The 21,035-nt window shown below is 40.7% G+C and carries 17 protein-coding genes; 10 read left to right on the forward strand and 7 right to left on the reverse strand.

Going from position 1 to position 21,035, the window contains the following annotated elements; all coding sequences use genetic code 11:
• Positions 1-141: 141 nt before the first annotated feature.
• The 6 genes from MTF64_RS16265 to MTF64_RS16290 all read left to right on the forward strand — a co-directional run bounded on the left by MTF64_RS16265 (position 142) and on the right by MTF64_RS16290 (position 6,546).
• A complete protein-coding gene (locus MTF64_RS16265; protein WP_024031667.1) occupies positions 142-1,482 on the forward strand; it encodes a sigma-54 dependent transcriptional regulator in 1,341 nt (446 codons plus the stop codon).
• A 212-nt stretch (positions 1,483-1,694) separates the two neighbouring features.
• On the forward strand, positions 1,695-1,910 hold the full coding sequence (locus MTF64_RS16270; RefSeq protein ID WP_004588505.1) for a hypothetical protein: 216 nt from the start codon (positions 1,695-1,697) through the stop codon (positions 1,908-1,910).
• A 27-nt stretch (positions 1,911-1,937) separates the two neighbouring features.
• Positions 1,938-3,422 (forward strand): sensor histidine kinase, encoded by a 1,485-nt coding sequence (locus MTF64_RS16275; protein WP_121637056.1) that lies wholly within the window; start codon positions 1,938-1,940, stop codon positions 3,420-3,422.
• A complete protein-coding gene (locus MTF64_RS16280) occupies positions 3,423-3,884 on the forward strand; it encodes a response regulator (protein ID WP_024031669.1) in 462 nt (153 codons plus the stop codon). It begins immediately after the preceding gene.
• A gap of 61 nt (positions 3,885-3,945) precedes the next feature.
• Positions 3,946-5,916 (forward strand): hybrid sensor histidine kinase/response regulator, encoded by a 1,971-nt coding sequence (locus MTF64_RS16285; protein WP_154945752.1) that lies wholly within the window; start codon positions 3,946-3,948, stop codon positions 5,914-5,916.
• A gap of 15 nt (positions 5,917-5,931) precedes the next feature.
• A complete protein-coding gene (locus tag MTF64_RS16290; RefSeq protein ID WP_248452014.1) occupies positions 5,932-6,546 on the forward strand; it encodes a fumarylacetoacetate hydrolase family protein in 615 nt (204 codons plus the stop codon).
• Here MTF64_RS16290 and MTF64_RS16295 read toward each other — a convergent pair.
• The 3 genes from MTF64_RS16295 to MTF64_RS16305 form a co-directional block, all read right to left on the reverse strand.
• Positions 6,503-7,381 (reverse strand): ABC transporter substrate-binding protein, encoded by an 879-nt coding sequence (locus MTF64_RS16295; protein ID WP_248452029.1) that lies wholly within the window; start codon positions 7,379-7,381, stop codon positions 6,503-6,505. The two genes, MTF64_RS16290 and MTF64_RS16295, sit on opposite strands and share 44 nt — an antisense overlap.
• Before the next feature lie 153 nt (positions 7,382-7,534).
• Positions 7,535-8,587 (reverse strand): aldo/keto reductase, encoded by a 1,053-nt coding sequence (locus MTF64_RS16300; RefSeq protein ID WP_248452015.1) that lies wholly within the window; start codon positions 8,585-8,587, stop codon positions 7,535-7,537.
• A gap of 67 nt (positions 8,588-8,654) precedes the next feature.
• Positions 8,655-9,077 carry a thioesterase family protein gene (locus MTF64_RS16305; RefSeq protein WP_004588512.1) on the reverse strand — a complete coding sequence of 141 codons (423 nt, stop codon included), beginning with the start codon at positions 9,075-9,077 and terminating at the stop codon, positions 8,655-8,657.
• A 476-nt stretch (positions 9,078-9,553) separates the two neighbouring features.
• Between MTF64_RS16305 and dinB the strand changes: the two genes are divergently transcribed.
• Complete coding sequence (gene dinB / locus MTF64_RS16310) at positions 9,554-10,606, forward strand: DNA polymerase IV (protein ID WP_024031675.1); 1,053 nt, start codon at positions 9,554-9,556, stop codon at positions 10,604-10,606.
• A gap of 240 nt (positions 10,607-10,846) precedes the next feature.
• Positions 10,847-12,382, forward strand: coding sequence for a leucyl aminopeptidase family protein (locus tag MTF64_RS16315; protein ID WP_248452016.1), 1,536 nt, complete (start codon positions 10,847-10,849; stop codon positions 12,380-12,382).
• Positions 12,383-12,601: 219 nt separating this feature from the next.
• Here the strand turns inward: MTF64_RS16315 and MTF64_RS16320 are convergent, their stop codons facing one another.
• On the reverse strand, positions 12,602-14,239 hold the full coding sequence (locus MTF64_RS16320; RefSeq protein ID WP_248452017.1) for a methyl-accepting chemotaxis protein: 1,638 nt from the start codon (positions 14,237-14,239) through the stop codon (positions 12,602-12,604).
• Positions 14,240-14,382: 143 nt separating this feature from the next.
• Positions 14,383-16,608, reverse strand: coding sequence for a S9 family peptidase (locus MTF64_RS16325; RefSeq protein WP_248452018.1), 2,226 nt, complete (start codon positions 16,606-16,608; stop codon positions 14,383-14,385).
• 112 nt (positions 16,609-16,720) lie between these two features.
• On the opposite strand from MTF64_RS16325, the gene MTF64_RS16330 reads away from it, so the two are divergent.
• Positions 16,721-17,125 (forward strand): HIT family protein, encoded by a 405-nt coding sequence (locus MTF64_RS16330; protein ID WP_004586851.1) that lies wholly within the window; start codon positions 16,721-16,723, stop codon positions 17,123-17,125.
• A gap of 44 nt (positions 17,126-17,169) precedes the next feature.
• Here the strand turns inward: MTF64_RS16330 and MTF64_RS16335 are convergent, their stop codons facing one another.
• Positions 17,170-18,870 carry a Zn-dependent hydrolase gene (locus tag MTF64_RS16335; RefSeq protein WP_248452019.1) on the reverse strand — a complete coding sequence of 567 codons (1,701 nt, stop codon included), beginning with the start codon at positions 18,868-18,870 and terminating at the stop codon, positions 17,170-17,172.
• Between the two features lie 275 nt (positions 18,871-19,145).
• Here MTF64_RS16335 and MTF64_RS16340 point away from each other — a divergent pair, with 275 nt between their 5' ends.
• The gene (locus MTF64_RS16340) at positions 19,146-19,985 is read left to right on the forward strand and encodes an HDOD domain-containing protein (RefSeq protein WP_248452021.1); all 840 of its coding nucleotides are present in this window, start codon (positions 19,146-19,148) and stop codon (positions 19,983-19,985) included.
• Positions 19,986-20,059: 74 nt separating this feature from the next.
• On the opposite strand, the gene rdgC is transcribed toward MTF64_RS16340, so the two are convergent.
• Complete coding sequence (rdgC, locus tag MTF64_RS16345) at positions 20,060-20,968, reverse strand: recombination-associated protein RdgC (protein ID WP_004586854.1); 909 nt, start codon at positions 20,966-20,968, stop codon at positions 20,060-20,062.
• Between the last annotated feature and the right edge of the window lie 67 nt (positions 20,969-21,035).

The raw sequence follows: 21,035 nt of genomic DNA on the forward strand, positions 1-21,035 counted from the left end.
CTTAAGTTTACGTACATACTTGGTTGTTAAAATTAAACGTTAAAAGACTCAATAGTTTAATCATTTTTAAGAGATTCTAGTAGCCCCTTTTATTTGCAAAATAGGGTGCGTAGAATAAGAAGAAAAGCATAGGGATTTATCATGTTAAACATACTTTTAGTCGATGATGACGTTGAATTTAGTGACGTTGTTTGCCACATTGTCGAATTCCTCGGGCACAACATTTGTACTGCAACTAGCTTAAAAGAAGCACATCAATGGTTTGAAAATAATACCTTTGATCACGTATTACTCGATTTTATGCTGCCAGATGGCAGTGGTCTTCATTTACTCGACCATTTAAAAATGATTGGGCAGTCTCCAAAAGTGACGCTTATTTCTGGCCACCCTTCAGTAAAAGGGATTTTGGCAGACATGTGCGAGCAAGATGTTGGGCATTTATTAAAGCCGCTGCAACGCGAAGACCTAGAGCTGGTATTAAACGGCCCTAAAAAAACAGCTAAAAAAGCTAAAGTTCCGGCTATTACTCGCCATTTTAATAGCTTAATTGGTGAATCAGAGCCAATGCAAAAGCTTTACACCATGATAGAGCGCGTAGCTAAAACCAATGCTAACGTGATGCTAATGGGTGAAAGCGGTGCAGGTAAAGAAGTGGTCGCCCAAGCAATTCATAACGCTAGCCAATGCGAAGGCCCTTTAGTGGCGAGCAACTGTGGTGCTTTGTCTAAAGAATTAATAGGTAGTGAGTTATTTGGCCATGAAAAAGGGGCTTTTACAGGTGCAATTGCCCGTAAAGAAGGGGTGTTTGAGCAAGCAGACGGCGGTACGTTATTTTTAGATGAAGTAACCGAAATGCCTATAGATATGCAGCCAAACTTACTGCGTGTGCTTGAAACTAAAAAAGTAACACGTGTAGGCGGCAATCGTGAATTACCTATAAACTGCCGCGTTATTTCTGCGACTAACCGTTCGCTGACCGACTTAGCGCAAAACAATATTATTCGTGAAGATATTTACTTTAGGCTTGCGGTTTTTCCCATTGATATACCTGCGCTGCGAGAGCGAAAAGAAGATATTCCACTGCTTGCGAAAGCCTTTTTAGAGCAACTTAACGATGAAAATGGTACTTCGTTTTATTGGCACAACGAGCAGCTAAAAGAACTACAGCAATACGAATGGCCAGGCAATGTGCGTGAACTTCGCCACGCTATCCATCGCGCCTTTATTATGAGCGACCCACAATCGAGCGAAATTACACTTCCGGATAACTTAGAGTCGCCGTTTTCGCGTGTAAATACGCAAGTGGCCGACAACCATGTTTCGGCAGGGCAAACCATTGAAGAAGTCGAAAAAGAGTTAATCCACGCCACGCTAGATAAGGTGCAAGGTAATAAAACGCTAGCTGCGCAAATGCTAGGGATCAGTACAAAAACATTGTATAACCGATTAAACGCATACGGCGGAATTGGAGAATATAAATAACCTGAACTCTGAATAATAAACCTATCTCTAGCAGCTATTTTCAACGTTAACTGCGTTAAATTTGTTTGCAATAGGCCAGCTATTGACGCGTAAATTCGGCTTGTTTTCATTGAAAATCTCTGGCTAGAGAAAAGAATTTGGTTATCACTATAATTTAATATTTTAGTAAGTCTCTTAACCAGAGTTCAGGTTGAATAAGTATAGGAAGTAATATGAGTGATGAAAAAGAAGTTAATACGCTAAATAAATTGGTACATGATGCGAGAGCTCCACTGAATAGAATTTCTATGAATGCAGAGCTCATTAAACTGGTATTAGAAAACGATATGCCAAAAGATAAAGCGTTAGCAGCACTCGATAAAATAATTTCAAACTGTCAGCAATGTAGCGAAAGCTTGCAAAACATTACTGATTTTAATAATAAGTAGTCATTTAAAATTAGGTATTTACACATAATGAGTAAGCAAAAGCAGCAGGGTAAAACGAATATAACGTGGGCCGCTTTTATCGCAATAGTACTGTGTATTGTTGTTGGCAATGCAGTTTTGGCATTAAGTACTATTCAGGGATTAACGCAAACGCAAAAAAGCTTGGATAACACCAGCTTATTAGCCGATGCCATTGAGCGTCTTCACTTATCAATTGTGCAGGCAGAGTCTGGCCAGCGCGGCTACTTACTCACCGAAGAAGAAGACTACTTAATGCCTTATTACGATGCGATAGGGCAAATAGAATCGCAAATGGAGCATGTAAAGTCTCTACACTCTGAAATTGATGGCCAAGCTGAGCGAATTGCTGAGCTATTAGTGTTAACAGAAGCTAAAATTAAAGAGCTTAAACAAACGGTTAAGCTGGCTACTAATGACAAAGAGCGCCGTGCGTTATATGTATTAAATACGCACAGAGGGCGAGAGCTATACAAAGATATTCGCGTTAAAGTTAATGATATTCAAGACCGAGAATTACTGTTTAAGGTGAGCCATTTTTCTAAGCTGGCACAAATAAAAAATGAAGCAAAAATCACCTTTGCTATTACAGCGGTTACCAGTGCGCTTTTAATAATAGGTATGTTTTTATTAACACGCCTAAATTTAAGAAACGCGGCTAAATACCGTGAGGAGCTTGAAATACAAAACGAAACACTTGCAACTAAAGTGTCTGAGCGCACGCAAGAGCTGACCTTATATTCAGATGAGCTTAGCCGCTCAAACCGTGAGCTTGAAGAGTTTGCGTTTGTTGCCAGCCATGACTTACAAGAACCACTACGAAAAATTCAAGCATTTAGTGACCGCCTAGAAACCATGTTTAAAGATGAGCTGGGCGAAAAAGGCATAGATTACATAGGCCGTATGAAAAATGCAGCGCAACGTATGTCTAACCTTATTAACGACTTGCTAGAGTTTTCGCGGGTAACAACCCGAGGTAAAGACTTTGATGACACTGACTTAAAAGGCGTAGTTAACGATATTTTAAGTGATTTAGAGGTTGCCATTAAAGAAAGCAATGCGCACGTAGAGGTGGGCGAACTACCGGTTATTCAAGCCGATAAAAGCCAAATGCAGCAGTTGTTTTTAAACTTACTGTCTAACGCTGTTAAGTTTAGAAAGCCAGGTGTTGAGCCACATATAAGCGTAATGTACGAGCACAAAGACGAGTTTAGTGAAGAGCATAACGAAAAAGTGGGTTGGCAAATTATTACCATAAAAGATAATGGTATTGGTTTCTCACAAGAGTATGCTGATAAAATATTTGTACCATTTCAGCGCCTGCATGGGCGCTCGGAATATAAAGGCACAGGGATTGGGCTTTCAGTTTGTAGGCGTATAGTTGAGCGGCATGGTGGGATAATTACCGCTCATAGTAAAGACGGTGAAGGGGCAACCTTCATAATAAAATTACCTGTGGAAACAACGCTTTTCACACTTCAAGGAGAGGCTTAGATGCCGTATTCAAAAGTGAAACCTATTACAATATTAATGGCAGATGATGACGAGGATGATCGCCTACTCACGCAAGATGCGCTAGCCGAAAGCCGTGTATTAAACGAGCTGCATTTTGTGGAAGATGGGGTTGAATTATTAGAGTACTTAGAGCGCAAGGGTAAGTTTGAAGATAAAAATTCATCGCCACGCCCGGGGTTGATTTTGCTTGATTTAAATATGCCACGTATGGATGGCCGTGAAGCACTTGAGGCCATTAAGGCAAACCCAAACCTTAAAGGCATACCGGTTGTTATTTTAACCACCTCTAAGCAAGAAGAAGACATGGTTAAAGGCTATAACTTAGGAGCGGCCTCTTATATTACTAAACCGGTAACGTTTGATGGCTTGGTTGATTTAATGAAAACCCTAGGAAAATACTGGGTAGAATTTGTAGAGCTGCCGACAACGTTTAACGACTAAATAAGTAGCAACATTAAGCCCCTAATTAGGGGCTTATTAAATGCAAACAAAAGGAGGTAGTATGTTAGATAAAGTGACTCGCTTACTTTTAGTAGAAGACGATGAAGATGATTACATTCTCACTTGCGACTACTTAGATCAGTTAGATTCACATACATTTGACATAGATTGGATAAGCTCTCCTGAGCAAGCAATAAGCATTTTAAGTAAAAACGATCACGATATTTGTTTGCTTGATTATCGATTAGGCGCCTCAAATGGGCTAAGTGTATTAAAAAAGGCCATTGCTAATGGGTTTAGCGGGCCAATTATTATGCTTACGGGGCAATCTAATGATGAATTAGACTCTGCAGCACTTGATGCCGGCGCGGTAGATTACCTTATAAAAACAGAAATGAGTTCGAGCCGGTTTGCTCGCGCTATACGTTATGCTTTAGCGCGTAAAGATGTTGAAGGCGAGCGAGTAGAGCGTTTAAAAGCCGAAGCAGAGAACCGCTCAAAAGACAGATTTTTAGCCCACTTAAGCCACGAATTACGTACCCCGCTTTCATCTATATTAGGTTACACAGAGTTACTGCTACAAAGCGACTTTAGCAAACAGGCCGAAAACGAACTAGGGGTTATTTACCGAAACGGTAAGCACTTGCTAAGTTTGTTAAACGATGTGCTCGATTTATCTAAAATTGCTGCCGACAAATTAGAGCTCACATTAAGTGAAGTAAACTTAGATAGCATGCTGGCTGATGTTTACACTTTAATGCGTGTATCTGTGCTTGATAAAGGCTTAAACCTTCGCTTTGAGTCTCTACAGCCTCTACCTCTTATTGTGAGAGTAGATGCCACCCGCGTACGCCAAATACTCATTAACTTAATCAATAATGCGGTTAAATTTACCGAAAAGGGCGAAATAGTGGTTAGTGCCTGGACCGAGTGGGTTGAAGGCCAAGAAATGCTATTTTTTAGTATTAAAGATTCAGGCATGGGGATTGCCCCTGAAAAACAAGCATTAATTTTTAAACCCTTTGAGCAAATAGCCGATGTAGAATCGCGCTCTGTTGGCGGAGCAGGCTTAGGCCTTGCTATTTGTGCCGAGCTATTAGCGCGTATGCACGGCAGTATTGATTTAACCTCTAGAATGGGCGAAGGCTCTACCTTTACTATTTCGGTGTACCCAGGCGATATAAGTGAAGTAGAACGCCAAGTATTAAACTTTAGTAGTGGCTCGCAACTACAGACAAAATCAGCACCATGCAAAGTGACCGGCCGCGTACTAGTGGTTGATGATTTACGCGATTTACGCATGTTAGTTGGCCATATGATTAGCACATGTGGTGCGCGTGTAGACTACGCCGAGCATGGCCAGCAAGCGCTTGAAAAAGTAAGAATTGCCGAGGCGTATCGCTCTCCTTATGATATTATTTTTATTGATATACATATGCCTGTAATGGGTGGTAAAGAAGCCACAATAGAGCTTAGAAAAATGGGCTACACAGGCCCAATTATTGCGCTTACTGCCGCCACTATGAAAGGTATACATGAAGAGCTGGCAGCCCTTGGCTTTAACGATGTAATACCAAAGCCCGTTGATAGCTCTTCTTTGTATCAATGCTTACAAGATTACTTAGTATCGCCAGAGCATGCGCCTCAAGCTAAAAATATTCACAGCGACAAAGCTGTAATAGAGAAAAAACAGCGCTTTTTATTGGTTGAGGACGACCAAGATGCAGCGCAAATTACGCAGTTGCTGCTAGAAAGTTTAGGGGTAGAAACCGTTATTACCTCAACGTGTGCACAGTGTTTACAAACCCTCAATCATGACCAACAATTTAATAAGGTATTGCTCGATATGCACTTACCTGACGGGCGTGGTGTAGATTTAGGTAAACAAATTAACGAACGTTACCCTGACTTAAGCTTAGTGATTGTTAGTGGTGCAGAGCCCGATCCTAAGCAGATCAAAGATTTAAATATTAATCATGTACTTTTGAAACCGATTAACCTGAGCTTATTAGAAACCTTGATCAGCTCGTAATTTAGAAGTTATTTTATGCAGTCGATAAAACTAAAAAGTGAGATATTAGCGCCCTCGAAAATAGTGTGTGTTGGGCGTAATTACACCGCGCATATTGCCGAGCTTAATAATGAGCTACCAGATCAAATGGTATTGTTTAATAAACCAAATAGTGCCATAACGGATACCTTATTTACTACGCATAATAACGACACGCTGCATTATGAAACCGAGCTGTGTTTTGTTATTAAAAATAATGAGTTGGCAGGTGTAGGTTTAGGGTTAGATTTAACTAAACGTACCGTGCAAAGTAAGCTTAAAAATAAAGGGTTACCGTGGGAGCGCGCCAAGGCGTTTAACGGCTCGGTATTATTAACGCCCTTTGTAGCTATAGCGGATGCTGAGCAGGCGTTTACGTTTGAGCTTAAAATTAACGATAACGTTATTCAACAAGGCGATACGCAATTTATGATACATAAGCCTAAAGATATTTTAAGTGAAATTAATGAGTTTATGCACTTAGAAAATGGCGATGTAATAATGACTGGAACGCCTGCAGGCGTAGGGGAAGTGCCTGCAAACAGCGTATTTACAGTAAGCTTGTATGCTAATTCGACCTGCTTGTTATCGCAGAGCTGGCAGGCGCAATAGGATTAAGTATTTGCTGTTGGTAATGCTTAGTAAACTGCGGAAAACTTTGCTCTAACCAAAAACGCTGACTATTTATATAAGCAGGCGACTGCAATACCTGCTTATGTAGCGCTTTATTTATTTTATTAAGCGCCTTGGTAGCAAAATCATTCGGTGCTCTTACTGCACACCCTATAGCCCCTAAAACAAACTCTCTGGGGTCTTCTTCAATTGGCAAACTGACTATATTCTTAAACTTACTGTGATTGACAAAATAATCCCCCATAAACGGGTAGTCTATTGTGTAATCTAAAAAGCCGCGACTTAAGCGAGCAATAACAGCTTGGCTTTCATTTTCGCTGCTCCAGCTTAGCGATGCTTTATGATACACCGTGGTGTTTTCGATTATTTTATTAATTTTTGAAGTAAACTTGCGCGCCGCGGCTTGACCATATACATATTGCTCGTCTGACAATAAATGAATAAGTTTAATAGGGCTGCCATGCTTAGCGTGTATTTCTGGAGCAAGTTTTTGAGTGGTTAAAACCGAAAAAGGCGGGTAAACCGTGGTGGGGGTAGAAAACTGTAACACCCCATTGGCTGTTTTTTTATGAATAACACACGGAAAGCATACATTATCGCCTTCATTTAAGTGCTTATTAATTCGCTCTTGCGGCACGATTAGTCGTGTATGTTTTACATCATCAATGCTGTTAATTAGTTGCTCGGTGAGGTTGTCACAAATACCGCCTTGCGGCGCATGCGAATCTTTATTCATATGAAACGGGGGCGTGTAACTTTGTAACCATACAATTTCTTTAATTGGGTGAGTATTGTCAGCGTACCCGTAACGCATTAAACCACCTAGTACACCAAAGAATAAAATTACATTTCTAAGCATAACTCACTAAAAACAATCATTTTAAGGTAACTTTAGTATAGTTTTACTTTGTATATGTTCAAATGTAAGAGAGAAAAAGGCAGTAAAAAAACTGCCTATTATTTTGGTTTAATATGGCTGCGGGTAATCTTTAAAAATAGTGCCAATTTCAGTTAGAGTGTCGTCGCTTAAAGTTATGCTAAAAGCGTCAATGTCTTCTTTTAATTGGGCCATGCTGGTCGCACCAATAATTGATGAGGTAACGCCATCGACTTGATTACACCAAGCAAGTGCCAATTGGGCTGGGGTTATGCCGCTTGCGTGTGCAAGCTCTACATAACGCTGCGTGGCTTTTTGCGCGTTAGGGGTATCTCTAAAAATGCCATTGCGCTGCATAAATGTCCAACGCGATCCCGCTGGGCGTGCACCGTTTAGGTATTTACCCGTTAGCAGGCCAGCAGCAAGCGGCGACCAAGGTAAATAAGCAATGTCTTCATGGATACACTGCTCAATTAAGTAGGGCCAATCTTTAGCGTGCGCTAGGCTAAACTCGTTTTGAATAGACACCATACGCGGTAAGTTATGCGCTTTTGCTAAATTTAAAAATTGGCTAATGCCCCATGGGGTGTCATCTGAAAGGCCACAATATTTTATTTTCCCGGCTTTAACACACTCATTAAGGCCCTCTAAAATATCAAGCATACCCGCTTGTTGCTGCTCAGAATCTACGTCACTAAAAGTGAGTTTACCTGGCCACTGCCTGCCAAAGTGTGGGGTAGAGCGATTAGGCCAATGCAATTGGTATAAATCTATGTAGTCGGTTTGTAGGCGTTTAAGCGAGTTATCTACGGCCTCAATGACAGCGCTGCGTGTTATATCGCCGCCATCTCGTACCCACGACAAGCCATTGCCTGCAATTTTACTCGCCAATACAATATCACCGCGCTTTTGCGCATTACGACTTAGCCAGTTACCTATAATTTGCTCTGTTTTACCATAGGTCTCTGGTGAAGGAGGAACGGCATACATTTCGGCAGTATCTATAAAATTAACGCCTTGTGCCAAGGCATAAGCTATTTGCTCATCGGCGTCTTGTTGGGTATTTTGTTTACCCCAAGTCATGCTGCCTAAGCATACTCTAGAAACATCAACACCGCTGCTGCCTAACGGACTGTATTGCATTTAAAATCCTTAAATTATGTAAGATCTTGAGAGTGGATAATTAATACCAATTCGCAATAAAACCTAATTAAGCGAATTGATGTAGTGCCGATAGTAATGGCTCTGAAATCGCCGCTTTTTGTCCTGTTTTAAAGTCAAACATAACAACTTGAGAATAGCCTGTGGTAGTAATAGCTTGCTGAGCATGGCTAAATACAGAGTAATTCATCATAAAACGGTCGCTTTTTATATCTGAAATAGTAATACCTACGGTTAAGGTATCTGGGAAGGTCACTGGACGTTTATAGCGAATATTGTTTTCACTAATGACCGGGCCTATTCCACCTGGTTTTATCGTATCAAACTGATTTATTTTATTTAGAAAATCGATACGCGCAATTTCAAAATAACGCAAGTACACCACGTTGTTAACATGTTGTAGGGCGTCCATATCGGCCCATGCTACGGTGATATCGGTATGTATAGGGTGCTGATCTTTGAACCTTTGCATGTATGTGTACTCTTAGTTTTAAATGAATGAGGTTATCAATATGGTGTTTGTAGCTCAAGACAATAAATGCCATGTTTTTTTATAAGATGATTGTACCTATTTATTTTTAGGACTACAGTTAAATAACACAGACAACACACACACGAGAACACACATGCAAAATATAATTAATTGGGCTTTAGCCAGTTTAGTTTTTATAGCGTCTTTTGCTTGCTATGCAATGGGTAATGCCTCCGGCGGCATAATGCTTTTAGCTGCTGGGTTTTTATTGGAGTTTGTTTTTTGGCTACATTGCTTTAAAAAATCAAAGCGCTTTAAGCAGCCGTTTTAAAAAAGCTGTTTAAAGTTTGCACGGTTTAACGCGCTACACCTAGTAGCACTTTTAACTTTAGCAAGTTAAACAGGCTTTAATGGACTTGCTTAATGAAAGTGAATCCTTAATAATGGCTGTATAAATAAACAGTTATTATGTGGTAATGAAAAAGTTTATTCATATCGACATGGACTGCTTTTATGCAGCGGTTGAAATGCGTGATAACCCCAAACTTGCCAGTGTGCCTTTAGCGATTGGTGGCAATAGCCGTCGTGGCGTGCTCTCTACAGCAAATTATATAGCGCGCGAATATGGTGTTCGCTCGGCTATGTCTAACTACCACGCTAAGCAATTATGCCCCGATTTAGTTATTGTGCCTGGGCGCATGGCGGTTTATAAAGAAATTTCTAACCAAATACGCGCTGTATTTAAACGCTACACGGACCAAATAGAGCCGCTGTCGCTTGATGAGGCTTACCTAGATGTAACCAACAGCACCGCATGCAAAGGCAGCGCAACGCTTATTGCTCAGCAAATTAGAGCAGATATTTATAACGATACCGGCCTTACTGCCTCTGCCGGGGTTGCCCCCATTAAGTTTATTGCCAAAATAGCCAGTGACGAAAATAAACCCAATGGTCAATTTGTGGTTTTACCGGATGAAGTTGATGCGTTTTTAAATAATTTACCGCTGGGTAAAATCCCTGGTGTGGGCAAAGTAACCCTCGAAAAGCTTAATTTAAAGGGGTTATACACAGGTAAAGACGTTCGCGAGAAAGGCGTTAATTGGATGCAGCAGCATGTGGGGAATTTTGGTGTATCGCTTTATCAAAAATGTGCTGGCGAATATATTGGTAAAGTAACCACTGAGCGAGTCCGTAAATCCCTTAGTGTTGAACACACCTATGAATACAATAAAAATAGCTTACAAGAATGTTTAGATCAGTTACCTAAATTACTCGAAGAGCTAACAGCGCGCCTTAATAAGCAACAGCTACAAAATCGTATTAATAAGCTAAGTGTAAAAGTGAAGTTTGCAAACTTTGTTGTTACCTCAGCTGATCAAGCTCATCATCAATTAAATACTGCTATTTTTACTGAATTACTCTCTAAGGCGTATCAACGTGGGATGCAGCAACCGGTGCGTTTATTAGGTATTGGGGTAGGTGTTAAAAATGAACCTAATTTAAATCTGCAACTGAGTATTCTTGATTAACTACACGCTTTTTTTGCAATTTAGAGTGCTTTAGCAAAGTAATTTAAACGTGGTATAAGCAGGGGCTGCCTTTACTAAAAACTATATAGTGGTTGTTAATTTCTTCTTAAAACATGGAGTCACTTTAGTTTGCTGTAAAACCAAGTTGCCAGATTAAAATGAGCTGATCGCAGTTGGCTGGTTTTGTGTTTTTATATCAACGATAATAGCCCCTTATGTTTTCTAACAGGAGTTTTACTTATGGCATATCCTCAAGCGATAGCTGCACAATCACTTAGTGCAAGCTTTGACTCATTTTCTCACGATGCACTTATTATAATTTGTGATGACTTTTCTCAATTAGCCAATAACTCATTAAGTGATGCTATCGAATCACACGCTAAAGTAGATTCTCGTATTGGTAAACAAGTTACGTTTTTAGTGGTTGATAATGTACGCGTTGTTTTAGCACCTACGGGGCCGCTTAACCGCGATTACGATGATGTAAGGCGCTACTTTGATGCTGCTAAACTAGCGATTAACGAAGCAAAAGCCGCGGGTAGTGTAAACCCTGCTATTTACTTACCTAAATTACATACAGATGCGCGTTACGAGCATGCGTTAGAAGTGGCGTATTTAGGGGCATGCCAAGCATTATGGCAGCCTCTTGAAGCACGCGAATACCACGGCGAAAGCATTGAACCTATTACGCAAATAGGTTTAATAGATGCAAATGAGCAAACAATTAAAGCTGTAAATGCAATTGCAGCAGGGCAATATGCGGCACGTGATTTATGTGGTACTGAGCCTGAACGTATGGCGCCACCACGTTTTGCTGATTACTGTGTTGAGCTTTTTAAAGGCTCTAAAGTAGCGGTTGATGTGATTGACGATATTAACACGATAGATAAAAACTACCCTATGCTTAGCACTGTTGCGCGCGCATCTTATGCGGTTGAGCGCCACCACCCACGTGTTGTTAAGCTAGAATACGTGCCAGAAGGTGAAGTATCGCGCACGCTAATGTTTGTTGGTAAAGGCTTAGTATACGATACCGGCGGCGCCGATTTAAAAGTAGGCGGTTACATGGCGGGTATGAGCCGTGATAAAGGCGGGGCTGCATCCGTTGCGGGCTTTATGAAAGCCGTGGCAGATTACCAACCTAAAGGCGTTAAAGTTATTTCTTACTTAGCTGTGGTTCGTAATTCAATTGGCTCAGATTGTTTTGTACCAGATGAAATTATCACTAGCCGTGAAGGCGTACGTGTACGCATTGGTAACACCGATGCAGAAGGGCGTTTAGCTATGGGTGACCTACTTAGCGAAATGAAAGATGTCGCCAAAGGTGAAGTTAACCCAACACTGTTCACCGTGGCAACCCTTACAGGCCATGCGGCACGTGCTATGGGCCCTTACGGAGCGTATGTTGAAAACGGACCTGCACGTAGCGCTAATACCTCTCGTCAAATAGCGGATTGTGGTGATTTATGGGCAGATGCAGCTGAGGTTTCTCGCTCTCGCCGTGAAGATTACGACTTTATCAAACCGCGTACCCTCGCTGATGATGTTTTATCAAGCAATAATGCCGCCTCTGCTGTTACAGCCCGTGGGCATCAATTCCCTATGGCGTTTTTAGCCGTTGTTGGTGGGCTTGATAAACACGGTAACGACTCTGAGCAGCCGCTTCCTTATGTACATATGGACATTGCTGGTAGTGGTGTTGAAGGCGGTGATTGGCAGCACGGCAAGCCAACCGCAGCATCAGTAACGAGCTTGTTTGCGCGCTACTGTATGTAATACCAATCCGCAATAATACTTAATCATTTTTCGGGGCTAAACGTGTCGCTATCTGTGTTAAAAAATTCTCATTTAGAACAACTAAATAGCAAATTTTTTGCCTAGCCATCAACACGTTTTTCCATCCTAAAAATAGATCACTTAATTATGCGAAATGGTATAAGCTAAAAACGCTTATGTAATAAAAAGCCCTGTTAATTCAGGGCTTTTGTTTTTTAATTATTTTAATTTAAAGCGATTAACCACGCTCGAAAGCCCTTGGCTACTTTGTTTAAGGTTATCGCTGGCATCGGTAAGTTGCTTTGTATTATTTAGTGATTGCTCGGTTGATTGAGATAGCTCGTTAATACGTAAATTAACCTCGTCAGCAGCTTGTGTTTGCTGCTCGGTGGCACGGGCTATTTGGCTGTTCATGTCGGTAATTATAGATACCAGCCTTTCTATTTCATTGAGCGATGTATCTGCAGATGAAACCTGCTCTACCGTCGTCACCGACAGTGCTTGGCTTGATTTTACCGCCTCTACTGCCGCTTTAGCGCCTTCTTGTAATTTAGTGATCATGGCTTGAATTTCATCTGTGCTTTGCCCAGTTCTGCTGGCTAATGTGCGCACTTCATCGGCAACAACTGCAAACCCTCTACCGTGCTCGCCTGCACGAGCCGCTTCTATAGCAGCGTTGAGTGCAAGTAAGTTTGTTTGCTCCGATATACTTCTGATCACATCAAGCACAGAGCCTATATTGTTACTTTCGTTTGCTAAATCTTCAGTTACTTGGCTCACTGTTTCTATATTACTTGAAAGTGTTTCTATGGCGGTAATGGTATTCGCTACCACGTTTTTACCGGTTGAGGCATTGTGCGCTGCATCATTGGCTGCTTGTTCAGCGGCTTCGGCATTACGACTCACATCATGAATTTGGTGCGTCATTTGCTCCATGGCGGCGGCTACTTGTGTGGAACTGTCGTTTTGTAGTTCAATGAAGGAGTGGCTTGTTTTACTTGACTCATCCACCGTATGAGCGTGTTTGCTTACATCATCAGCACTGTGCGATACATGTACTAACGACTCGCGCATTTTTAAAACAAATAAATTAAAAGAGCGTGACAGCTCTGATATTTCATCATTGCCCGATTCGTTTAGCGTACGTGTTAAGTCACCTTCACCTTGCGATATGTTTTTCATCATGTCTGCGGCAAGACGAGTAGGCGTGAGTATACTTTTACCAATAAAGTAACTTAATAAAATGACAGCAATAATCATAACTAAAGCGCTAATTATGATGAGATTACGCTGCTCGCTAAATGCTTCATCTATTGAATCTAGGTATACGCCTGAGCCAATAATCCATTGCCACGGGCTAAAGCCTTTTACAAATGCGACTTTATCTACCGGCTGATCTTTTCCTGGTTTTGGCCATTTATAAGGTATAAAACCTTCTTTTTGTTGTTTTACAATGCTCACCATTTCTACAAAAAGTGCTTTGCCATCGGGGTCTTTATTATTACTTAAGTCTTTACCGTTAAGCGCAGGCTTTATTGGGTGCATTACCATTTGGGGCTGATAGTTGTTTACCCAAAAGTAATTTGTTTTGTCATAGCGCAGCGCTTTTATAGCGGACAGTGCTTGTGTTTGAGCCTGCGCTTGTGTGAGTGTATTGTTTTGTTCAAGCTGGTGGTAATGCTCAATAACACTGTATGCCGTTTCTACCACATTTTGGGTTTTTAGATATTGCTCGTTTTTGAGTGAGCTATATTGATGAGTTAAGCTAGATATACTAAGTACTATTAGGCCAAATACAACAATGGCTATTAACAGTAAAAAACGCTGGAAAATACTGAAACTACGTAGGTTAAGCATTAATTTGTCCTCAATTAGTGTACGCCTTAGCGCATAGAATAAGCGTAGCTAAAAAAAGCGTTTAATCTAGGCTTACTAACTTATTAAGACAAAAAAAAGGCTGATTTTTCAATCAGCCTTTAGTCTATTTAGTCGTCATATGATCATTTAACATCAAAATGTCGATTAAAGAAGTTTGTGATGGTTTGGTGTAAATGTGTTTGCACCTGTTTACCGCGTAAGCTGTGTTTTGAGCCTGGGTAGGTCATCATTTCAAACTGTTTTTCGTTATCTTGTAGTTGTTTAAATAATTTAGTGGCGTGGGTAAATAACACGTTGTCATCGGCCATGCCATGGTAAATCATTAACGGGCCTTTTAAGCCATCAGCGTATGGGAATACGGCGCTGTCTTCGTAGCCTTTGGCATTGGTTTTTGGATGACCAAGGTAGCGCTCAGTGTAATGGGTGTCGTAAAGTGCCCAGTCAGTAACTGGTGCTCCCGATACACCGGCTTGAAAGTAATCGCCTGCTTTAAACATGGTCATTAGGGCCATGTATCCGCCATAACTGTGGCCATAAATACCAATGCGTTGAGGGTCTACGTAATCAAGCGTGCGTAAAAACTCAACGCCTTTAATTTGATCTGCTACTTCTACAACACCTAAGTGTTTGTAAATAGCGTCTTCAAACTTTTTACCACGGTTGTATGAGCCTCGGTTATCTAGCTGAAAAATAACATAGCCTTGTTGCGCCATGTATTGAAAGTACAAGTTTTTGCTGCGCCAGCTATTTGTTACGCGTTGTGCATGCGGGCCGCCATATACATTAACAATTACTGGGTGCTTTTTACCGTCGGCAATATTACTTGGTTTAAACAAGCGGTAATGCATTACTTGGCCATCTTCAGCTTTAATTGTGCCGTACTCTGGAGTTGCTAAATCACTTAAATAAGGTGTTAATGGGTGGCTATCATCAAGCTTATTTTGTTCAAGCCATGTGATAAATTCGCCATTTACTTTACGTAGTGCCGCCGAGTTAGGCTTGTTTACCGATGAGCTATTATCAATAAACGTTTTGCTGTCTTTAGCCATTACCACTTTGTGGTATTGGCCTTGTTCGGTGATGCGCTTAATATTGCCTTTTTTAAACAGTGGTGCGCTGTATAAATGGCTTTCAAGCGGGGTGTCTTTACGTCCTGCAAAGTACACTATGCCTTTTTTCTCATCCACGCCTTTTAAGCTATCAACAACCCAGTCTCCTGAGGTGATTTGTCGAATTAGCTGGCCGTTAGTGCGGTACAAATAAAGGTGTTTAAAACCATCACGCTCAGAAGCCCATACAAAATGCTTTTTGTCTTTTAAGAAATGCAGATCAAAGTTTAAATTGATCCACGTATCGCTGTTTTCTGTTAGCGCTACTTTTTGCGTTTTAGTATCGCTATTGTGAAAACGTAGTTCTAACTTATGTTGTGAGCGATTTTGCCATTGATACGAAAGGGTAGTGCTGTCTTTTAGCCATTTAGCACGTGCAATGTAAATGTCTTTATCGTCGCCTAAATCAACCCAGTCAACGTTTTGATTATTTAAAGACACCACGCCCAGTTGTATTTCAACGTTGTCGGTGCCTGTAAATGGGTAACGTTGATTAAATAGCTTTACTTCGTCTGCATAAATTTCGTTACGGATGGCTTCTTTTGCTGGGGTTTCATCTACGCGAGTGAATGCAATTTTAGATTCATCGCCAGCCCACCAGTAGCCAGTCATACGGCTCATTTCTTCTTGTGCTACAAATTCGGCCATGCCGTTTTTAATAACGCCGCCGCCATCTTTGCTCAGTTGTATTTCTTTACCTGAATCAAGTGCTAAAGCGTAAAGGTTTTGCTCGCGAATAAACGATACATAGTTACCTTTAGGAGAAAAACGGGCATCGGTTTCAAACGCTTCTGTATTGGTAAGTTTTTTACTTTTACCAGATGCAAGCTCGTAATAATACAGGTCACCATTGAGTGGGAATAACAGAGCTTTGCCGTCTTTAGACCATTTATACTCTAAAATACCTTTACCAAAAATACGTTGGCGTTCGCGGCGTGCTTTTTCCTCATCAGAGAGGTTTTCTGGGCCTGAAAATAGCTTTGCAGAATCAACCAGTATTCTGTTGGTGTTATCTTTTAAGTTGTATTCCCATAAATCATAACGGTTGTAGTCATCGGTTTTACCTTGCAGGTAAGTTACGCGGCTACCGTCTGGTGAAAATTTAAGTTGTACGGGAGCTTTACCCGACAAGCTCGGATCATCAAAAATACGCTCTAGCGATAATGGTTTTGCTTGTACGCTTAGTGCGCCAACAGCTAGCGGTAGTGCGAGGGTTAAGTGTTTTATTTTTTTTAGCACAAGGTTGCCTTAGCTTATTATAAATATTGTATTAAATGGTAAAGCTAAGCGTGTGCAACTGCAAATAAATGCTATAAAGTGGCCATTATTAAAGACTAACTAGGATGTGACGATGACGAACCACACTTTTGAACTCGCCCCAGAGCTTAAGCGCGATTGTATAGAACTGGCAGATTGGCCTTTATGTAAGGTGCTATTACTTAACGACAGCCAATACCCTTGGTTTGTATTGGTGCCCAGAAAACCTAATTTAAAAGAGATCATCGATTTATCTGATGCCGATCAAATTGTATATTTAAAAGAGTCGGCCAAACTCAGCAAGCTTATTATGCAAGTGTTTAGCCCTGATAAATTAAACGTGGCCGCTTTGGGTAATATGGTGCCGCAATTACATATTCATCATATTGCACGTTTTACAACTGATGCTGCGTGGCCTGCACCGGTGTGGGGTAAGTTTCCTGCAAAACCATACACAGATGAGCAAATAATAGCGCTAAAAAAAGCGCTGCAGTTATAAACTACAGCGCTTTATTAAAGTATTAGAAAGTATTACGTGTTGGGTTAGTTAAGGCCTAACACGTCTTTACCTTGTTTAAAGGTTACATCAACCGGAATATTCGCTTGGCTTAGTTTTTCTAAGTCTTTAGCAAGCTCTTCTTTAATATCGCCATGAGTGGCAATTAGTTGATCTACTTTTTCGTAATCGCCGTCACCTTGTAATGTTAAAATTAAGCGCGACAGCTTAGCCATAGCCACGCCCATTTTTTCCATATTTACACGGTATAAACCCTCTTCATTTTTAGAAAAAGCGCCTTCTTGAGCAAAAAAGTTAAAGCGGATCATGTTGGCTTTACCATGTGCGCTTGATGCACCAAAACGTACTGAACGGAAAATACCCGCCATAAAGGTGGTGTAGTAATCTTCTAATGTGCCTTCGGTAATTTCGCCTTTTTTAAGTAACTGCTCAACCATGTATAAACCTAAAATATCGGCTTTACCTTCTTCAAGTGCACTTGCGTGCTCTTGTAATGATTGGCGCACAGTGCCTTTATTTGTAATGGTGTTTTTAATACCTAGGCCATGAGCCACTTCGTGAAACATGGTATTGGCAAAAAAGGCGTTAAAGGTAATATGCTTACGTTGCTCAGGTACAATTAACTGCTCAGCAATTGGCACTAAAATTTTATCAAATTTTGCACGCATTGCGTTTTTAAGCTGCAGGCGACGAGTGCCTTTTTCAAGCTGTACTTGCTCATCGTTTGGTAAGTTAATGGCAATCGTTTTGCTGCCCGCATTTGAGTGACCTGCATAGTAAACCACATCGTAAGCATTTAAGTCAGCGTCTGAACCTGGCACTTCTTGCTTATATTTAGCATCTACCGGTAAACCTTTTTGAAGCTCTGGTAAAAAGGCCGCAAATTTAGCTAGGCGCTCGCTCCATTTTAAATCTTTAATTAGTACATACGACTCATAAGCAGAGCGGTAGCCAAAGAGTTGATCTTCATAGGTTTCGATTGGGCCAATAACCACATCAACTGGGTTATTTTTCATGTCCATCCAGGCAAAGTCAGAACCCTGAAAATCATCATTTTGTAGTGCATCAGCACGTAGGTTTAAGTAATTGGCAAATTCTTTATCATCGGCAAGCTTACTGGCTTCACGTAACAAATCTGCTGCTTTAGCTAACTCCTCAGCGTATTCTTTTGAGTAAGGCACGCTGTAAAGGTTACCTTGCTCATCACGTTTAATTAATGAGTAAAGGCCTTTTTTATCTTCTACGTCGGCATTATTTAGCTCTTCTTTTGTTATGTCGGCTGGGTAGAATTGTGCGCCAAGGGCTTTTTCTTTGTAACCTGATAAAAACGGTTCGTCACCATTTAAACGATCCCAAGGGCCGTAGTTAATATCAGCAAATTTACGTACTTTTTCATCACTTAGTTTTGCTAAAAAAGCGTCTTTATTATCGCCAAAAGCCTGCTTCCAAAATAGCTCGTCCATAATTTTAGAGGCATCGATAAGCTTAGCAACCATGGCTTTTTGATTCTCACTTAAATGAGATAGGTCGGCTTTTAGGCTAAAGTCGGTGTAAATATCTAAACGCTGTTTATCAATATTAATTAAATCTGGGCCAGCTTGCGCGGCACTTTTTTGAGCAAGTTCTACACCTGTGGCTTCGGTCGAAGAGGGGGCTTGCTCTGAGCATGCACTAAGAAAAACGACGCCTGAGAGTAAAATTGCTTGGCTAATTTTGTTTAAGATCATTTGATTGCCTGTTAAAAAAGTAAGTTTAATTATTTGTACGCTTAAATTTAATTGCTAGCGCGTACAAACGCTTCCTTATAGTGACTGCATTAAAGCAAAACTAAATGGTAAATAGCAAGTGTTTGGCGGTGTACCGCGCCTACAGGCGATAATAACAATTAATTTATATAATTTTCTTAACTTTATCGGTAAGTTAGATAATACTCATTGTATTACTCATTTTATCCGAGGTTAGCAGTTGCATTGCGGCCCAGAAACAAAAGGATGACAGTTCTATGTCTACAGAAAATGCACTATTAACGATTTTGGTTGATAGAATCAATAACGACACTTTGGTTTTACCTACGTTACCTGAAGTTGCAATTAAAGTGCGCCAAGCGGCCGATAACCCTGATGTAAACCTAATGCAAATGTCAGACGTGATTGGGCAAGACCCGGCTCTTTCAGCGCGCATGATTAAAGTGGCTAACAGTGCAGTTATGGGCCGAGCGGTTAAAGTGTCTAACTTACAGCAAGCGGTTACGCGCATTGGTTTACGCCAAATTAAAAATATAGCAACCGCAATGGCAATGGAGCAGCTGTTTGTTTCTAATAATGAGCTAATAAAAGGCTACATGAGTAAAGCGTGGCAAAAAACGTTAAATGTGGCGGGGCACTCAATAACGCTTATGGCGTTTTATTTACAAAATAATAAACGTACATCGTTAAATAGTGACGCTATTACGTTGGCGTCGTTGGTATATAACATTGGTGTACTGCCTATTTTAACCGAAGCTGAGCGCCACCCAGAGGTGTTTGCTAACCCAAGCTTTTTAGCGCATGCAATTCAAAAGCTCAGTGGTAAAATTGGTGGCTCAATTATGGGAGCGTGGGAGTTTCCACCTGAATTTGTAAATGTTGCTAGACATTGGGCAGACCCTACGTATCGCCCTGAAGAGATTGGTTATGTTGATTTTATTCGAATTGGCGCTATCTTAGAGGGGACTTTACAGGTTTCTGATAAATCAGCGGCTTTACAAACCTACATAGATAAAGGCGTTATTCCTTCTATGCAGCTATTTTCAAGTGACGAATACAACGACATGCTTGAAAATGTAAAAGACACATTTAGCTAATTAGCAGTTATAAGGTAAAAGCACGACTAAGTCGTGCTTTTTTCGATTTTAATAGCGCTTATAATTTTAGCGTTTTATAAATCTTCTGCATCACCTAAACCGGCCGTCAGCTCTTCAAGCAGTAGCTTGATTTCTTCTGAGGCTAAAATAAAGTCAGCATCTAATTTAACCGCCATATCTTCTTTAGGAATATCGGCGTTTTCTTCTTTTAAAGTTTCTGAGTAGCTTAAACGCTTGATAGAGCCATCGTTTTGCAGCATAAACTTCAGGCGTTCTTGCCAATCAAGTGCAAGTTTGGTCACCCGTTTACCATTTTCTAGGTGCGATTTAACTTCATCACACGATAAATCATGACCTTTTAGTTTAACCTGTGCGCCACTGTCGTCGGCTTCTTCTAGCTCAGCATCAAAACCTATAGCAAAGTTTTCAGGGGTGCTGAAGTTAGTTAACCAATCAGTTAAAAATACATCTAGGTCGTAGTTTGCAAAAGCAGGTACTACCGGTAATGTGCCCAGAGACTTACGCAGCAATGCAAGTAGCTCTTCTGCTTTATTAAAACTGCCGCTGTTTACTACAACCCAACCGTTTTCTTGGTCAATAAAAGCAAACTGTAGGCTCGATTTTTTAAACGCTTGAGGTAATAAGGTAGTTAAAATGTTTTCTTTTAACTCGTCTTTTTCTTTCTTTTTAACAGGGCGGTTTTCTTCCGCTTCTATTTGATCTACTTTTTCGGCAACCATTTCATTAACAACAGATGCAGGCAGCACTTTTTCTTCACGTTTGGCACACACTAAAATGCTTTTTTGTGAAAAATGCGCCAGCGAGTCACCATGCTTACCAAATGCTTTTGTCCAACCAAATGTAGAAAGGTCTTGAGAGCCACAAGGGCGAAATACATCTTGTTCTAACGCTTTTTCAAACTCTTCTTGAGTGTACGAAACATCTTGCTTAAAGCGATAACAAATCAGGTTACTAAACCACATAAGGTAACTTTTCCATCTTTTAAATTTGCTCAATCATAGCAATAAAATGGGGTTCTCGAAATGGCTG

The organism is Pseudoalteromonas sp. 2CM41L (assembly GCF_023161905.1).
Classification (GTDB): Bacteria; Pseudomonadota; Gammaproteobacteria; order Enterobacterales; family Alteromonadaceae; genus Pseudoalteromonas; species Pseudoalteromonas atlantica.

What these genes read in the sequence shown, in the direction of transcription:
- MTF64_RS16265 (WP_024031667.1), top strand. Translation starts at nt 142, where the DNA reads ATGTTAAACATACTTTTAGTCGATGATGACGTTGAATTTAGTGACGTT.
- MTF64_RS16315 (WP_248452016.1), top strand. Translation starts at nt 10,847, where the DNA reads ATGGCATATCCTCAAGCGATAGCTGCACAATCACTTAGTGCAAGCTTT.
- MTF64_RS16340 (WP_248452021.1), top strand. Translation starts at nt 19,146, where the DNA reads ATGTCTACAGAAAATGCACTATTAACGATTTTGGTTGATAGAATCAAT.
- MTF64_RS16320 (WP_248452017.1), bottom strand. Translation starts at nt 14,239, where the DNA reads ATGCTTAACCTACGTAGTTTCAGTATTTTCCAGCGTTTTTTACTGTTA.
- MTF64_RS16335 (WP_248452019.1), bottom strand. Translation starts at nt 18,870, where the DNA reads ATGATCTTAAACAAAATTAGCCAAGCAATTTTACTCTCAGGCGTCGTT.
- dinB (WP_024031675.1), top strand. Translation starts at nt 9,554, where the DNA reads ATGAAAAAGTTTATTCATATCGACATGGACTGCTTTTATGCAGCGGTT.
- MTF64_RS16300 (WP_248452015.1), bottom strand. Translation starts at nt 8,587, where the DNA reads ATGCAATACAGTCCGTTAGGCAGCAGCGGTGTTGATGTTTCTAGAGTA.
- rdgC (WP_004586854.1), bottom strand. Translation starts at nt 20,968, where the DNA reads ATGTGGTTTAGTAACCTGATTTGTTATCGCTTTAAGCAAGATGTTTCG.
- MTF64_RS16280 (WP_024031669.1), top strand. Translation starts at nt 3,423, where the DNA reads ATGCCGTATTCAAAAGTGAAACCTATTACAATATTAATGGCAGATGAT.
- MTF64_RS16295 (WP_248452029.1), bottom strand. Translation starts at nt 7,381, where the DNA reads ATGCGTTACGGGTACGCTGACAATACTCACCCAATTAAAGAAATTGTA.
- MTF64_RS16285 (WP_154945752.1), top strand. Translation starts at nt 3,946, where the DNA reads ATGTTAGATAAAGTGACTCGCTTACTTTTAGTAGAAGACGATGAAGAT.
- MTF64_RS16270 (WP_004588505.1), top strand. Translation starts at nt 1,695, where the DNA reads ATGAGTGATGAAAAAGAAGTTAATACGCTAAATAAATTGGTACATGAT.
- MTF64_RS16305 (WP_004588512.1), bottom strand. Translation starts at nt 9,077, where the DNA reads ATGCAAAGGTTCAAAGATCAGCACCCTATACATACCGATATCACCGTA.
- MTF64_RS16330 (WP_004586851.1), top strand. Translation starts at nt 16,721, where the DNA reads ATGACGAACCACACTTTTGAACTCGCCCCAGAGCTTAAGCGCGATTGT.
- MTF64_RS16275 (WP_121637056.1), top strand. Translation starts at nt 1,938, where the DNA reads ATGAGTAAGCAAAAGCAGCAGGGTAAAACGAATATAACGTGGGCCGCT.
- MTF64_RS16290 (WP_248452014.1), top strand. Translation starts at nt 5,932, where the DNA reads ATGCAGTCGATAAAACTAAAAAGTGAGATATTAGCGCCCTCGAAAATA.